At 65.5% G+C, this 13,619-nt stretch carries 11 protein-coding genes; 5 read left to right on the top strand and 6 right to left on the bottom strand.

Features of this window, described 5'->3' with window-relative positions; all coding sequences use genetic code 11:
• Window positions 1–372 precede the first annotated feature (372 nt).
• Complete coding sequence (gene egtD, locus AWB83_RS25860) at window positions 373–1,341, top strand: L-histidine N(alpha)-methyltransferase (RefSeq protein WP_087048469.1); 969 nt, start codon at window positions 373–375, stop codon at window positions 1,339–1,341.
• Between the two features lies 1 nt (window position 1,342).
• Here egtD and AWB83_RS25855 read toward each other — a convergent pair whose 3' ends face one another.
• The 5 genes from AWB83_RS25855 to AWB83_RS25835 all read right to left on the bottom strand — a co-directional run bounded on the left by AWB83_RS25855 (window position 1,343) and on the right by AWB83_RS25835 (window position 7,483).
• Window positions 1,343–1,639: an acylphosphatase gene (locus AWB83_RS25855; protein WP_087048468.1), complete on the bottom strand. Its 297-nt coding sequence runs from the start codon at window positions 1,637–1,639 to the stop codon at window positions 1,343–1,345.
• 62 nt (window positions 1,640–1,701) lie between these two features.
• Window positions 1,702–2,841, bottom strand: coding sequence for a hybrid sensor histidine kinase/response regulator (locus AWB83_RS25850; protein WP_087048467.1), 1,140 nt, complete (start codon window positions 2,839–2,841; stop codon window positions 1,702–1,704).
• Window positions 2,842–2,871: 30 nt separating this feature from the next.
• A complete protein-coding gene (locus tag AWB83_RS25845; RefSeq protein WP_087048466.1) occupies window positions 2,872–3,477 on the bottom strand; it encodes a chemotaxis protein CheB in 606 nt (201 codons plus the stop codon).
• A gap of 2 nt (window positions 3,478–3,479) precedes the next feature.
• Entirely contained in the window at window positions 3,480–4,316 is an 837-nt protein-coding gene (locus tag AWB83_RS25840; RefSeq protein WP_087048465.1) for a CheR family methyltransferase, read from the bottom strand.
• Between the two features lie 17 nt (window positions 4,317–4,333).
• The gene (locus AWB83_RS25835; RefSeq protein ID WP_087048464.1) at window positions 4,334–7,483 is read right to left on the bottom strand and encodes a hybrid sensor histidine kinase/response regulator; all 3,150 of its coding nucleotides are present in this window, start codon (window positions 7,481–7,483) and stop codon (window positions 4,334–4,336) included.
• Window positions 7,484–7,657: 174 nt separating this feature from the next.
• Here AWB83_RS25835 and hpnA point away from each other — a divergent pair, with 174 nt between their 5' ends.
• From hpnA to AWB83_RS25820, 3 genes are all read left to right on the top strand, one after another.
• The gene (hpnA, locus tag AWB83_RS25830; protein WP_087048463.1) at window positions 7,658–8,668 is read left to right on the top strand and encodes a hopanoid-associated sugar epimerase; all 1,011 of its coding nucleotides are present in this window, start codon (window positions 7,658–7,660) and stop codon (window positions 8,666–8,668) included.
• A gap of 245 nt (window positions 8,669–8,913) precedes the next feature.
• Complete coding sequence (locus tag AWB83_RS25825) at window positions 8,914–11,166, top strand: NADP-dependent isocitrate dehydrogenase (protein WP_087048462.1); 2,253 nt, start codon at window positions 8,914–8,916, stop codon at window positions 11,164–11,166.
• A 200-nt stretch (window positions 11,167–11,366) separates the two neighbouring features.
• Complete coding sequence (locus tag AWB83_RS25820) at window positions 11,367–11,915, top strand: hypothetical protein (protein WP_087048461.1); 549 nt, start codon at window positions 11,367–11,369, stop codon at window positions 11,913–11,915.
• A 31-nt stretch (window positions 11,916–11,946) separates the two neighbouring features.
• On the opposite strand, the gene AWB83_RS25815 is transcribed toward AWB83_RS25820, so the two are convergent.
• Window positions 11,947–13,149 (bottom strand): glycosyltransferase, encoded by a 1,203-nt coding sequence (locus tag AWB83_RS25815; RefSeq protein WP_208636806.1) that lies wholly within the window; start codon window positions 13,147–13,149, stop codon window positions 11,947–11,949.
• A 53-nt stretch (window positions 13,150–13,202) separates the two neighbouring features.
• Here AWB83_RS25815 and AWB83_RS36860 point away from each other — a divergent pair, with 53 nt between their 5' ends.
• Window positions 13,203–13,616, top strand: a complete 414-nt coding sequence (locus AWB83_RS36860) for a hypothetical protein (RefSeq protein WP_167389163.1) — start codon at window positions 13,203–13,205, stop codon at window positions 13,614–13,616.
• Window positions 13,617–13,619 lie beyond the last annotated feature (3 nt).

The following is a 13,619-nucleotide window of genomic DNA, read 5'->3' as shown; positions in this document are numbered from 1 at the left end:
CGAATGCAATCGAGACTGCGAGGAATGGCGCATTCTAAACGGACCTCGCATCCGTTTTTCAGGATTCGCTTCAAACGAATTTTCCGGGCGTGCGCGCTTTTTGCTTCTTTCGTGTTTCGCCTTGCGGCATGAACCGCGCCGCGTGAACTTTGTCTCGCGCGGTTGTCCGATGTTTTCCAGCACTGCCTTTCGCCGGTCACGATGATCGGCGACCCTTGGAGGTCCGGCGCTCGACGCTGGTCCTGTCCCGAAGTCCGAGCGGCGCTACGCGCGATCATCCGCCGCTCGCGTCATTGCATCCGCAGCAACAGGCGCCGTATCGTCGCTTTCAGCGATGGCACGCGAAGAAAACGCCGCATCGATGGAGACGTCATGACTCAACCTGCCTTGTCGCCCCGCTTTTCCAATGCCTTCGCAGAGGCCGTCCACGCCGGTCTGCGCAAGCATCCGCAGAAGGAACTGCCCTCGATGTATCTGTATGACGAAGTGGGTTCTGCCCTCTTCGAGGTGATCACCGCATTGCCCGAGTACGGCGTGACGCGCGCCGAGGAGCGCGTGCTGAAGGACCATGCGACGGACATCGTCGCGGCCATGCCGGGCGACGTGAAGGTCGCGGAACTGGGCAGCGGCAGCGGCCGCAAGACGCGCCGCATTCTGGAAGCGCTATGTAAAAAGCAGCCCACCGCTTACCATCCAATTGAAATTTCGCGCACCGCCTTGCAGCTTTGTCACCGCGAGCTGAGCGACATCGAACGCGTGTCGATCGTCGGGCACGAGCGCGATTACCTCGCGGGACTGTCGGAAGTCAGCTCGAAGCGCAAGGACGGCGAAAGGCTCCTCGTGCTGTTTCTCGGCAGCACGATCGGCAACTTCGCGCGGCTCGCCGCGACGAAGTTCCTGCGCTCGATTCGCGGCATGCTCCAGCCCGGCGATGCGCTTTTGCTCGGCACCGACCTCATCAAGCCGCTGCCGATCCTGATCGCCGCGTATGACGATCCGATCGGCGTGACCGCCGCGTTCAATCTGAACATGCTCGCGCGCATCAACCGCGAACTGGGCGGCGATTTTCCCCTCGACGCCTTCGAGCATGTCGCGCGCTTCAATCCGGATGCGCGCAGCATCGAAATGCATTTGCGTGCGAAGCGCGCGCTGTCCGTACGCGTGCGCGGCGCGGACCTGCGCGTCGAGTTCCGCGAGGGCGAGACGATCTGGACCGAAAGCAGCCACAAGTACGCGGCCGAGGAAGTCGCGCCGATCGCCGCCGATGCGGGCTTCGAATGCACGCATCAGTGGCGCGACGAGGAATGGCAGTTCGCGGAGAGCCTGCTGGTCGCCCGTTGATCTAGTGCTGCTCGAAGCGCTCGTAACGCTTTTCGACGTGGCGCTCTTCGCTGAAGAAATCGGTGACGCGGGCATGCGGGGGCCCGCGTCGCAACCATTCGAGCATCAGGTCGACCTGGTTGGCGGCGCCCTGGATGATCGCTTCAACGGAGCCGTCGTCGAGATTGGCGACCCAGCCGCGCACGCCGAGCGCATGCGCGCGCCGCACCGTGTGGTGCCGGAAGCCGACACCCTGCACGACGCCCCGCACGCGCACGTAATAGGTTTCGATTCTCGTATCCAGATCCGGGCCCGGCATCGTGCACTCCCTTCGTTCGTCGTTCACAGGCCGCATTGTAGACACGCTCGGCCGCGAACGTGTCAGCTCAGACGGAATGGCTGCGCCATGTCAGCGCGCTCGCCCGCACGCGGCCGCGGCACGCGCGGCAGCGTCACCTCGAAGACGGTGCCCGCTTCGGACGTCGAGTGCACCTTGACGTCGCCGCCGTGCATCTGCGCGATTGCGCGCGTGATATAGAGCCCGAGCCCCAAGCCACTCGATTCGAGCTGGCGCCGGCCCGAGCGATACGGCGCGAAGATCGTCGGCAGGACATCGGCGGGAATCTCGCCGGCGTTCTGCACGGCGATGGTCACGTCGTCGGCGCCGCCGTCGAGGCGCACCTGGATCGCCGAGCCTTCGAGCCCGTGTTGCAGCGCGTTGCCGATGAGGTTCGAGAACACCTGCGAGAGCAGGTCGCCGTCGCCCTGCAGCAGCGTATCGCCCTGGCGCGCCAGGGAAATGCGACCCTTGCCGACGCGCGCCTCGTATTCATCGACGATGTTCTTCGCGAGCGTCGTCAACTCCACCGCGCGCGGCTGCAAGGTCACGCGCCCGCCGCGCAGGCGCGCGAGATTCAGCAACTGATCGACCATGCGCACCATGCGCATGCCGCTCGACTTGATGCGCGTGCCGATGTTCGCGACGTTCTCGTCCGGCACGAAGCGCGCGAGATATTCCGCCGACGCGATCACCGCCGACAGCGGCGTGCGCAAATCGTGACCGAGCACGGCCATCAGCATCTCGTTCGCATCGAGCAGCTGCTGCACCGTGGCGAGCTGCGTCGCGAGCTGCTGCTTCTGGCGCTCCATCTGGATGAACACGTCCACCTTCGAGTTCAGGATGCGCGAGTCGAACGGCTTGTAGAGAAAGTCCACCGCGCCCGCTTCGTAGCCGCGGAACGTGCGGCTCGCGTCCTGCGCCGTCGCCGTGAGAAAGATGATCGGCACGTGCGCGGTGCGGGGGCTGCCGCGCATCAGCTCGGCGAGTTCGAACCCGTCCATGCCGGGCATGTTGACGTCGAGGATCGCGAGCGCGACTTCGTGCTTGAGCAACAGCTCGAGCGCGGCGGGCCCCGATTCGGCTTTCAGCACCGACAGATCCGGCCGCGCGAGCGACGCTTCGAGCGCGGTGATGTTGTTGCGGATGTCGTCGACGATCAGCACGTGGATGGGTTGCGTCATCTGGTGACTCCTTGCCTTGCCTTGCCTTTTTTATTGCCTGCGGTCGATGCATTGCGTGAGCCGCATCGCCATGTCGTCCGGCGTGAGCACTTCGTTCACCACGCCTTCCGCGATGGCCGCGAGCGGCATCGCGGGCGCCGTGGCCGTCGCCGGGTCCTGCGCCCAGCACACGCCGCCCGCATCGCGAATCGCGCGCGCGCCACGGGCGCCGTCGTCGTTCGCGCCGGACAGCACGATGCCGAGCAGCCGCTGGCCGTACGCGTGCGCCGCCGATTCGAACAGCACGTCCACCGACGGCCTGGAGAAGCGCACCGGCGGATCGACCGACAGCGCGATCGACGGCGCCGCGCCCCCTTCCGCCTCGACGAGCATGTGATAGCCCGGCGGCGCGAAATACACGGCGCCCGGCGCGATCTCGTCCTTGTCGAACGGCTCCACGATGGCGAGCGCGCAGCGCGCAGCGAACAGCACCGGCAACAGGCTCGGCTGCCCCTGCCGCACATGCACGACGACCAGCACCGGCACCGCGAACGTCTTCGGCAGCACGGGCAGCAACTGGTTGAGCGCCTCGACGCCGCCCGCCGATGCGCCAATCACGACGGCCCCGATGCGTTGCGCGTCGAATGAGGTGTTCATCGTCACACCTTCTGGTAGAGCCGCTCGCGCGGATTGAAGTCCGCGAAGTGGTCCGCGTACTTCGAAAAACGCAGGCTCTCCTTGCTGCCCAGACCGAGAAACCCGCGCCGCACGAGGGAATCGCTGAAGAGGCCGAGCGCGCGGTCCTGCAGCGCGCGATCGAAATAGATCAGGACATTGCGGCACGACACCAGATGCGCTTCCAGAAACACGCTGTCGGTGGAGAGGCTGTGATCCGCGAACACGACGCGCGACTTGAGCGTCTGCGAGAACTTCGCCGCGCCATAGGCCGCGTGATAATAGTCGGAGAGCGAACGCTTGCCGCCCGCCGCCAGATAGTTCTGGCTGAAGCCCGCCATGCGCTCGACCGGATAGATGCCGCTTTCGGCCTGGCGCAACGCTTCTGCGTTGATATCGGTCGCGTAGAACACGGTGCGATCCGCGATCTTCTCCTCGGCGAACAGCACGGCGAGCGACCACAGCTCCTCGCCGCTGCTGCATCCCGCGACCCACACCTTGATCGACGGATACGTCTGCAGAATCGGCACCACCTGCTCCCGGATCGCGCGGAAATACTGCGGGTCGCGGAACATCTCGCTCACCTGCACCGTAAGGTACTGGAACAGCCGCGCGAACAGCGCCGGATCGCGCAGGATGCGTTCCTGCAGCTGCGAAAGCGTGGGCACGCCGAAATCGTGCACGGCCTGCGCGAGCCGCCTCCTCAGCGAACTCACGGAGTAGTGCCGGAAGTCGTGCTGATAGCGCAAGTAGATCGCTTCCAGAATCAGCTTCAGTTCGATGTCGAACGCCGCTTCTTCCTCGTGCCTGCTGTCGTTCATCTGAGAGACCGGTCCGGTCATCGCTGGCGGAGCCACACGCGGCACAGCGAGACGAGCTTATCCACGTCGATGGGCTTGGATATGTAATCGTCCGCACCCGCTTCGAGACATTTCTGGCGGTCGCTCGGCATCGCCTTCGCCGTCAGCGCGATGATCGGCAGGCGCGCATGCTCCGCCCGCTTGCGAATCTCCATCATGGCGGTCAGGCCGTCCATCTCGGGCATCATCACGTCCATCAGCACGAGGTCGATGTCGCCGCGGCGCGCGAGCGCCTCGAGCGCCTCGCGTCCGTTGCGCGCGATTTCCAGCGTCGCGCCCAGCGGCTCGATCACGCGCGACAGCGCGAAGATGTTGCGCACGTCGTCTTCCGCGAGCAGGATCGTGCGGCCCTCGAACACGTCGTCGCGCTGGCGCGCCGCGCGCAGCATGCGCTGCTGCTCCGGCGGCAGCGCGCTCTCGACGCTGTGCAAAAAGAGCGTCACTTCGTCGAGCAGGCGTTCCGGCGACTTCGCCCCTTTGATGATGATCGATTTCGAGTAGCGGCGCAGGCGCTGCTCCTCTTCCTGCGACAGCAGGCGTCCCGTATAGACGATCACCGGCGGCGACGCGGGTCCGCCGCTCGTCGACACGCGCTCGAGCAGTTCGTAGCCGGAGCCGTCGGGCAGCGCGAGATCCATGACGACGCAATCGAACATGCCGCGCTGCATTTCCTCGAGCGCCTCGGCGATCGAGCCCGCCTCGACGATCGCCACCGTCTCGCTCGCGAGCAGCGCGTGGATGCTCTGGCGCAGCGCCGGATCGTCCTCCACGACGAGCACGCGGCGCGTGCCCTGCGACGAGCGTGCTTCGAGCTTGCGGATCGCGTTCGCGAGGTCGTCGCGCGCGCTCGGCTTGAGCGTATAGCCGATCGCGCCGAGATGCAGCGCGACATCGGCGTGATCGGTCGCGGAGACGATGTGAATCGGAATGTGGCGCGTGAGCGGATCATGCTTCAGCCATTCGAGCACCGTGAGACCCGACTGATCCGGCAAGCCGATGTCGAGCAAGACGCCGTTCGGCTGCAGCGAGCGCGCGAGCTCGACACCTTGCGTCGCGGTGGCCGCGTGCACGCAGTCGAAATCGAGCTCGTGCGCGAGATCGTAGAGGATGCGCGCGAACCGCTGATCGTCCTCGACGACGAGTATCACGCGATCGGGACGCTTGCGGTCGGCGCGGTCGTCGGCGATGACCGCCGGCTCGGATATCGCTGCGGGCGGTTGAACGGGCTTCGGCGGCCGGACCGGCGCGGGCGCAGGCTCTGGCGGCGGCGACCGGACCGCGGCCGGCTCCGGCTCGGCCGCATGGGCGATCGTCTCGAGCTTCGCCGCGACGGTGCCTTCGCGCGCGGCGATCGGCAGCGTCACCGAGAACACGCTCCCTTTGCCCAGTTCGCTGGTCACGCTGACCGTACCGCCGAGCAGGCGCGAGAACTCGCGCGAGATCGAGAGCCCGAGGCCGCTGCCGCCATACTTGCGGCTCGTCGTGCCGTCGGCCTGCTGGAAGGCCTGGAAGATCAGGTCCTGCTTTTCGCGCGCGATGCCGATGCCCGTGTCGCGCACGTCGAAACGCAGCGCGTTGTCCCCCGCGCGCTCCACCGCGACCGTCACGCGGCCGCGCTCGGTGAACTTGAACGCGTTCGACAGCAGGTTGCGCAGCACCTGCAGAAGCCGCTGGCTGTCGGTGACGAAATACTGCGGCACGTTCTCGCCGCGCTCGGTGACGAATTCGAGGCCCTTGTTCGCGGCGACCGGTGCGAAGGACTGCCTGAGCGCCTCCAGAATCGAATCGACGGCGGCGGGCGCGAACTGCACGTCCATCTGCCCGGCCTCGACTTTCGACAGGTCCAGAATGTCGTTGATGAGCGCGAGCAGGTCGCTGTTCGACGAGTGGATCGTCGCGGCATAGCGCACCTGCTCGTCGGTCAGATTGCCCTGCTTGTTGTCCTGCAGGAGCTTCGCGAGAATCAGCGAGCTGTTGAGCGGCGTGCGCAGCTCATGCGACATGTTCGCCAGGAACTCCGACTTGTACTGGCTCGCGCGCTCCAACTCGACCGCGTTCGCGGTCAGCTCCTGCTGCACCTGCAACAGTTCGGCCTTTTGCCGTTCGAGATGCTGCGTATGTTCTTCCAGTTGGACATTGGTCTGCTCGAGTTCGGCCTGCTGCTGTTCGAGCCGCGCCTGCGAATCCTGCAACGCGCGGCCGCGCTCCTCCAGTTCCTCGTTCGACACCCGCAGTTCTTCCTGCTGCACCTGCAGCTCCTCGCTCTGGCGCTGCGTTTCCTCCAGCAGTTCGACGAGACGCGCACGATAGCGCGCGGAGCGCAGCGCGATGCCGGCCGGCTCCGACGCCATGTCGAGCAGCGCGCGGGCGTCCTGGAAGCGCCCTTCGCCGCCGACAAAGCCGAGCTCGATCGCGCCCGCCACTTCGCCATCGGCGTAGAGCGGCGCGATCACGACGCGCGACGCCGTCGCCGAGCCGAGCGCGGAACCGGTTCTCAAGTAATGCGCGGAAGCGTCGCGCAGTTCGAGCACGCGCGCATCCGCGAGCGCCTGACCCACGAGCCCCTCGCCGCGCGCGATCCTGCGCGGCGCGCTGTCCTCGTCCGGCAGCGCCCAGGCCGCGGCGCGCACGAGCGCATCGCCTTCGAGCGCGTAGACGACGCCGACTTTCGCCCCCAGGTACGGAACGATCGAACGCAGGATGTTCGCGCCGATCGAAGCCGGGGACTGCTCGCCGCGCAATTGCAGGCCGAGCTGTACGATGCCCTGCTGCAGCCAGGTCGTGCGTTGTACCGCGAGCCGCGATTTGATATACAGGTGCGCCACCGCCGCGAGCACGAGCAGCACGAAAATGCCGATCGCGCGATTGAACTGCAGCACGTCGCGGCTCGCGTTCGGGTCGGCGGCGGAGAATCCGTATCCTGCAATCATCAGCACCGACGACGCGACCGCGGTGATGATCGGCACCGCCGGCCGGTCCGCCCACACGCAGAGCACGACCGGCAGCACGTAGAACACCCAGATTGCAACGCGCATCGGCGTGAGCAGATCGATGGCGAACACGGCGGCAAGCGCGATCGCGATCGCGAGGTAGATCCAGGAGGAGAGGTTTCGAGTGTCTTGAGGCATCGTTCACCGGTTGTGTTCGAGTATTGCGCGCAGCTCGCGCCGGTAGCAAGGCACGGACCATAGCATGAGGCGCAAGCCCTTGTCACATCTGGCTTTGCAGCCCATCGGGGCATGCTTTCCCGCGCGGCAGTTGTTACGAAAGACGGCCGCGCCAGTGTTTTCAACGAGGTAACAATGACTGATTTTTCCGGCTCTCGCGTGCTCGTCACGGGCGCTTCGGGATTCGTCGGGTCCGCCGTCGCGCGGCTCGCCATCGAACGCGGCTTCGACGTGCGCGCGCTCGTGCGCGCGACCAGCCCGCGCAAGAACGTCGAATCGCTGGATGCGGAGATCGTCGTCGGCGACATGCGCGACGAAGCGTCGATGCGCGCCGCGCTCAAAGGCGTGCGGTTTCTCTTTCACGTCGCCGCCGATTACCGCATCTGGGCGCCGGACCCGAGCGAGATCGAGCGCGCGAATCTCGAAGGCACCGAGGCGACCATGCGCGCGGCGCTGGCCGAAGGCGTGGAGCGCATCGTCTATACCAGCAGCGTCGCGACGCTCAAGGTGACGAGCTCGGGCGCGATCGTCGACGAGACCAAGCCCTCGGACCCGGCGAGCACCATCGGCGCCTACAAGCGCAGCAAGGTGCTGGCCGAGCGCGCGGTCGAGCGCATGGTCGCGAACGACAGGCTGCCCGCGGTGATCGTCAATCCGTCGACGCCGATCGGCCCGCGCGACGTGCGCCCGACGCCGACCGGGCGCATCATCGTCGAGGCGGCGACCGGCAAGATTCCCGCGTTCGTCGACACAGGCCTGAATCTGGTGCACGTCGACGACGTCGCGAACGGGCATTTCCTCGCGCTGGAGCATGGCAGGCTCGGCGAGCGGTACATCCTGGGCGGCGAGAATCTGCCCCTGCAGCAGATGCTGGCGGACATCGCGGGCTTCGTCGGGCGCAAGCCGCCGACCATCAAGCTGCCGCGCGGGCCACTCTATCCGCTCGCGGTCGGCGCGGAGCTGTTCGCGAAGGTGAGCGGCAAGGAGCCGTTCGTCACGGTGGACGCGCTGCGCATGTCGAAGAACAAGATGTATTTCACGTCGGCGCGGGCCGAGCGCGAGCTGGGATACAGCGCGCGGCCGTACCGCGAAGGCCTGAAGGATGCCCTCGACTGGTTCCGGGCGAACGGCTATCTCGCTGGGTGAAGCACGAAATCATTTCGTGAAACGTTCCGGCAGTCGCAACGGGGATTCAACATCGCAACTCTTGTATAAGACTTGAAAAAAGTTAAGTCTTTGATATAGCAGAACAAATGCCGATTTTGGCTGCCCGCGCAAGGCTTCTTTCACACGCGAGCGACGTAAATTCAGGCAGAATAGCGGTTTGTTGCCGGAAGGGCGATTGAGGCCGGCGGTTTTTTCCAACCTGTTTTCGGATGTCGAGACAAGCGATGAGTAATCAGCAACCCACCATCATCTACACCCTGACCGACGAAGCTCCGCTGCTCGCGACCAGCGCCTTTCTGCCGATCATCCGTACCTTCACCGCGCCGGCGGGCGTCAACGTCGAGACGAGCGACATTTCCGTCGCCAGCCGTATCCTCGGCGAATTCCCCGAATTCCTGACCGAGGAGCAACGCGTTCCGGACAACCTGGCCGAACTCGGCCGCCTCACCCAGCTCCCCGACACCAACATCATCAAGCTGCCGAACATCAGCGCATCGGTGCCGCAGCTCATCGCCGCGATCAAGGAATTGCAGGGCAAGGGCTACAAGGTGCCCGACTATCCCGAAGAGCCGAAGACGGAAGAAGAAAAAGCCATCCGTCAGCGCTACTCGAAGTGCCTCGGCTCGGCCGTGAACCCGGTGCTGCGCGAAGGCAACTCCGACCGCCGCGCGCCGCTCGCCGTCAAGAACTACGCGAGGAAGCACCCGCACAGCATGGGCGAGTGGAGCATGGCCTCGCGCACGCACGTCGCGCACATGAAGCACGGCGACTTCTATCACGGCGAAAAGTCGATCACGAACGATAAAGCCCGCGAAGTCCGCATGGAGCTCGTCACGAAGCGCGGCGACACCATCGTGCTGAAGCCGAAGGTCAAGCTGCAGGACGGCGAGATCGTCGACAGCATGTTCATGAGCAAGAAGGCGCTGGTCGAGTTCTACGAGGACCAGATGGAAGACGCGCGCAAGACCGGCGTCATGCTGTCGCTGCACGTGAAGGCGACCATGATGAAGGTCTCGCACCCGATCGTCTTCGGCCACGCCGTGAAGGTGTTCTACAAGGACGCGTTCGCCAAGCACGCGAAGCTCTTCGAAGAGCTCGGCGTCAACGTGAACAACGGTCTCGCCGACCTGTACACCAAGATCGACACGCTGCCGGAATCGCAGCGCGATGAAGTCATCCGCGACATGCACGCGTGCCACGAGCACCGCCCGGCGCTCGCGATGGTCGACTCCGCCAAGGGCATTTCGAACCTGCACGCGCCGAACGACGTGATCGTCGACGCTTCCATGCCCGCGATGATCCGCGCCGGCGGCAAGATGTGGGGCGCCGACGGCCGTCCGCAGGACACCAAGTGCCTGATCCCGGAAAGCACGTTCGCGCGCATCTATCAGGAAATCATCAACTTCTGCAAGACCAACGGCGCGTTCGATCCGAAGACGATGGGCACGGTGCCGAACGTCGGCCTGATGGCGCAGAAGGCCGAAGAGTACGGCTCGCACGACAAGACCTTCGAGATTCCGGAAGACGGCACGGCGCGCATCGTCGACAACGCGACCAACGAAGTTCTCGACGCGCTCACGCAGGAAGTCGAGAAGGGCGACATCTGGCGCATGTGCCTCGTGAAGGACGCGCCGATCCGCGACTGGGTCAAGCTCACCGTCACGCGCGTGAAGAACTCGGGCATGCCGGCGGTGTTCTGGCTCGACCCATATCGTCCGCACGAGAACGAACTCATCAAGAAGGTCGAGACGTATCTGAAGGATTACGACCTGACGGGCCTCGACATCCACATCATGTCGCAGGTGCGCGCAATGCGTTACACGCTCGAGCGCGTGATCCGCGGCATGGACACGATCTCCGCCACCGGCAACATCCTGCGCGACTACCTGACCGACCTGTTCCCGATCATGGAGCTCGGCACGAGCGCGAAGATGCTGTCGATCGTTCCGCTGATGGCGGGCGGCGGCCTGTACGAAACCGGCGCGGGCGGCTCGGCGCCGAAGCACGTGCAGCAGCTGGTGCAGGAAAACCACCTGCGCTGGGACTCGCTCGGCGAGTTCCTGGCGCTGGCGGTGTCGCTGGAAGAGCTCGGCATCAAGAACGACAACGCGCGTGCGAAGCTCGTCGCGAAGGCGCTCGATGCCGCCACCGGCAAGCTGCTCGACAACAACAAGAGCCCGTCGCCGAAGACCGGCCAGCTCGATAACCGCGGCAGCCAGTTCTATCTCGCGATGTACTGGGCACAGGAACTCGCTTCGCAATCGGAAGACCGCGAACTCGCCGAACGCTTCGCGCCGCTCGCGAAGACGCTCGCCGAGAACGAGCAGAAGATCGTCGAGGAACTCGGGGCCGTGCAGGGCAAGGAAGCGGACATCGGCGGCTACTACAAGCCGGACGAGAAGAAGCTCGAAGCCGTGATGCGTCCGAGCAAGACGCTCAACGCCGCGCTGGCGGAAGCCCAGGCAAGCGCGAAGTAAGGCTGGACGGGCGCATCGTCAGGTGCGCCGCGATGAACCGGCATCCCTTCGGGGTGCCGGTTTTGTTTTTTGGGCGGCGGAAAACTGTCGTGTAATCCGCACGTTCGGTGCAATTGGTTACAACCTGTGCCGACCTCGCCAAAGGTGAGCAGGTAGAATCGTTGCCTCGCCGCAAGCTCGCAAGACACAGACACATTCGCATGAATCTAAATGACCAGCTCGGCGCGCTGGAGTCGAGCCTCGACGCGCTCCTTCAGACCGCTGCCGCATCTGCCCGATCGTCTGCTGAATCGCCGAGGTCCGCCGCCTCCGGGCAGACGCACGATGCGTCCGTCGATACGCCCGCTTCGTCCGCCGCGGCTTCGTCCGATGATGCCGCGCCCATCGAGCCGCCCGCGCTGGACCCGACGCCCACGCTGAACGAGCCGCCCACGCTCGTCGTCTCGCGGCCAGACCGCGATGCGATCGAAATGACGATCGCGGGCAAGTCGGTGAAGCTGAGCCCGGAAGGCGTCTCGGAGCTCATCGAGGAATTGTCGAATGTGCGCGCGTCGATGTCGGTCGAGCAGCCGGGCGGCATCGCGCCGGGCTGGCGCTTCGCGGCAACCAGGAACCCGATCATGGCGACGCAGAAATATCCCAACGGCGACCGGCTTCTGGTCCTGCGTCACGGCGGGCATGGCTGGGTGCCGTTCACGTTCTCGCCGAACATGGTCATCGAGCTGTATGCCATGCTGACGAAGAAATAAGACGGCCTCGTTCCGGAAGCCGCTCAGCCGCTCAGGAGCCTTCCTGCGTCGGGGCCTGCACCCGCGCCTTCCACTGTCCGCCCTTCCCGCTCCAGTAACGCACGGCGGAGCCGATCGTGGCGCTGACATAGAACAACGCGACGAGCGGCAGGAGCGGCGCCCACAGAAGCGATCTGCGGTAATGGCGCAGCATCGGCCCGTAGGCGATGCACATGAACGCCCACGCCGCGCACGCGGGCCAGGCGCGCGCGCCCATCGTCAGGGCGAGAACCGGCGGCACGAGATAGATCATCACCATGCCGAGCACGGTCCCGATGAGCAGCAGCGGCGAGTAGCGCAGCTGCGTGAAGGCCGTGCGCGCGATCATGTTCCAGATGTCCCGCCAGCTGTCGTACGGACGCAGCGATTCGCTGCGCTCGGCGAGGTCGAGGCGAATCGGCCGCGCGCCGTTGCGGCCCGTGCGATGCTTGATGCGCGCGGCGAGACTGCAATCGTCGATCAGTTCCTGACGGATCGATTCGATCCCGCCCGCCTCCACGAGCGCCGAGCGGCGCACGAGCATGCAGCCGCCGGCGGCGCCCGCGGTCGGTTTCTTCACGTCGTTCACCCAGGCGAACGGATACAGCTTGGCGAAGAAGAATACGAAGGCGGGAATCAGCGCCTTTTCCCAGAGCGAATCGCAGCGCAGACGCACCATCAGCGAAACCAGGTCGCGGTCCTCGAGGATCGTGCGTGCCACGAGCTGCGTCGCGGCATCGGCCGGATGGTAGATGTCCGCGTCGGTGAGCAGCAGATACTCGGCGGGCAGACCGAGCGAATCGATCGCCCCGATGCCCTGCGACTGCGCCCACACCTTGCCCGACCAGCCCGGCGGCAGCGGCTCCGCGGTCAACACCGTGAGGCGGTCTTCGAGACCGAGATCGCGGGCGGCGGCGAGCGCGACGCTGGCGGTGCCGTCGGTGCTGTGGTCGTCGACGACGATCACATGGAACGCGCCCGCGTAATCCTGCTTGAGCAGGGAGCCGACGGCGCGGCCGATGACGTCGGCTTCGTTGCGCGCCGGCACCACGGTCACGAGCGCGGGCCAGGCGCCGCGCCGCGCGATCTCCGCGTTGCCGACGGCGTGGATCGTCGTGTCGGAAAGCGCCGGCGCGGGCTCGGCCCGCCAGAAGCCTCCGCGCGCGAAAAGCAGCACGATCCAGATCAAGAAAGACAGCCAGGCGATCAGTAGCATGAAATAAACGATTAGCTTGTAAAAAACCGCGCGAGCCGGAAGACACGCGAACGATGTCGGATCCGGCCCGCAAAATTCCAGACGCGCGATGGAGCCGGGCCACGCGATATCCGGCGCCCTGCGGCGGCCAGGCGTTGCGCAAAAAATACAAAAACCGGGCACCGCGATGGACCGGCCCGGCAAGCCGTTCGGCACGGCGCGCTGCGGGAGCCTCGCGGGCGCGCGGCCCGCAGCATTCAACAGTTTACTGGGTTCTGCAAATCGCCGTATTCGCGTGCATCGCGGCGTTCCGCGCTGCGGCGCAGGCATTAAGCACCCAAAAAGGGAACGCGTTAGAATACGCGGTCAACTTCGGCGCGCAGACCGAATCCACCGTGTCTTTTTTTCCGGTCTGCTTTCCCGGCCTCTTTCGACGTTCAAGCGTCGTTCGGGCCGAACCCGGAAAGCGCGAGCTTCGCGCCGGCTAACCC

This window comes from Caballeronia ptereochthonis, assembly GCF_001545075.1.
GTDB lineage: Bacteria > Pseudomonadota > Gammaproteobacteria > Burkholderiales > Burkholderiaceae > Caballeronia > Caballeronia ptereochthonis.
This window is presented reverse-complemented; position numbering and strand designations above follow the sequence as displayed.

Coding starts and splice junctions, on each gene's coding strand:
- AWB83_RS25845 (WP_087048466.1), bottom strand. CDS start 3,477: ATGAACACCTCATTCGACGCGCAACGCATCGGGGCCGTCGTGATTGGC.
- AWB83_RS36860 (WP_167389163.1), top strand. CDS start 13,203: ATGTCGGATCCGGCCCGCAAAATTCCAGACGCGCGATGGAGCCGGGCC.
- AWB83_RS25835 (WP_087048464.1), bottom strand. CDS start 7,483: ATGCCTCAAGACACTCGAAACCTCTCCTCCTGGATCTACCTCGCGATC.
- AWB83_RS25855 (WP_087048468.1), bottom strand. CDS start 1,639: ATGCCGGGCCCGGATCTGGATACGAGAATCGAAACCTATTACGTGCGC.
- AWB83_RS25820 (WP_087048461.1), top strand. CDS start 11,367: ATGAATCTAAATGACCAGCTCGGCGCGCTGGAGTCGAGCCTCGACGCG.
- AWB83_RS25840 (WP_087048465.1), bottom strand. CDS start 4,316: ATGAACGACAGCAGGCACGAGGAAGAAGCGGCGTTCGACATCGAACTG.
- AWB83_RS25850 (WP_087048467.1), bottom strand. CDS start 2,841: ATGACGCAACCCATCCACGTGCTGATCGTCGACGACATCCGCAACAAC.
- AWB83_RS25815 (WP_208636806.1), bottom strand. CDS start 13,149: ATGCTACTGATCGCCTGGCTGTCTTTCTTGATCTGGATCGTGCTGCTT.
- hpnA (WP_087048463.1), top strand. CDS start 7,658: ATGACTGATTTTTCCGGCTCTCGCGTGCTCGTCACGGGCGCTTCGGGA.
- egtD (WP_087048469.1), top strand. CDS start 373: ATGACTCAACCTGCCTTGTCGCCCCGCTTTTCCAATGCCTTCGCAGAG.
- AWB83_RS25825 (WP_087048462.1), top strand. CDS start 8,914: ATGAGTAATCAGCAACCCACCATCATCTACACCCTGACCGACGAAGCT.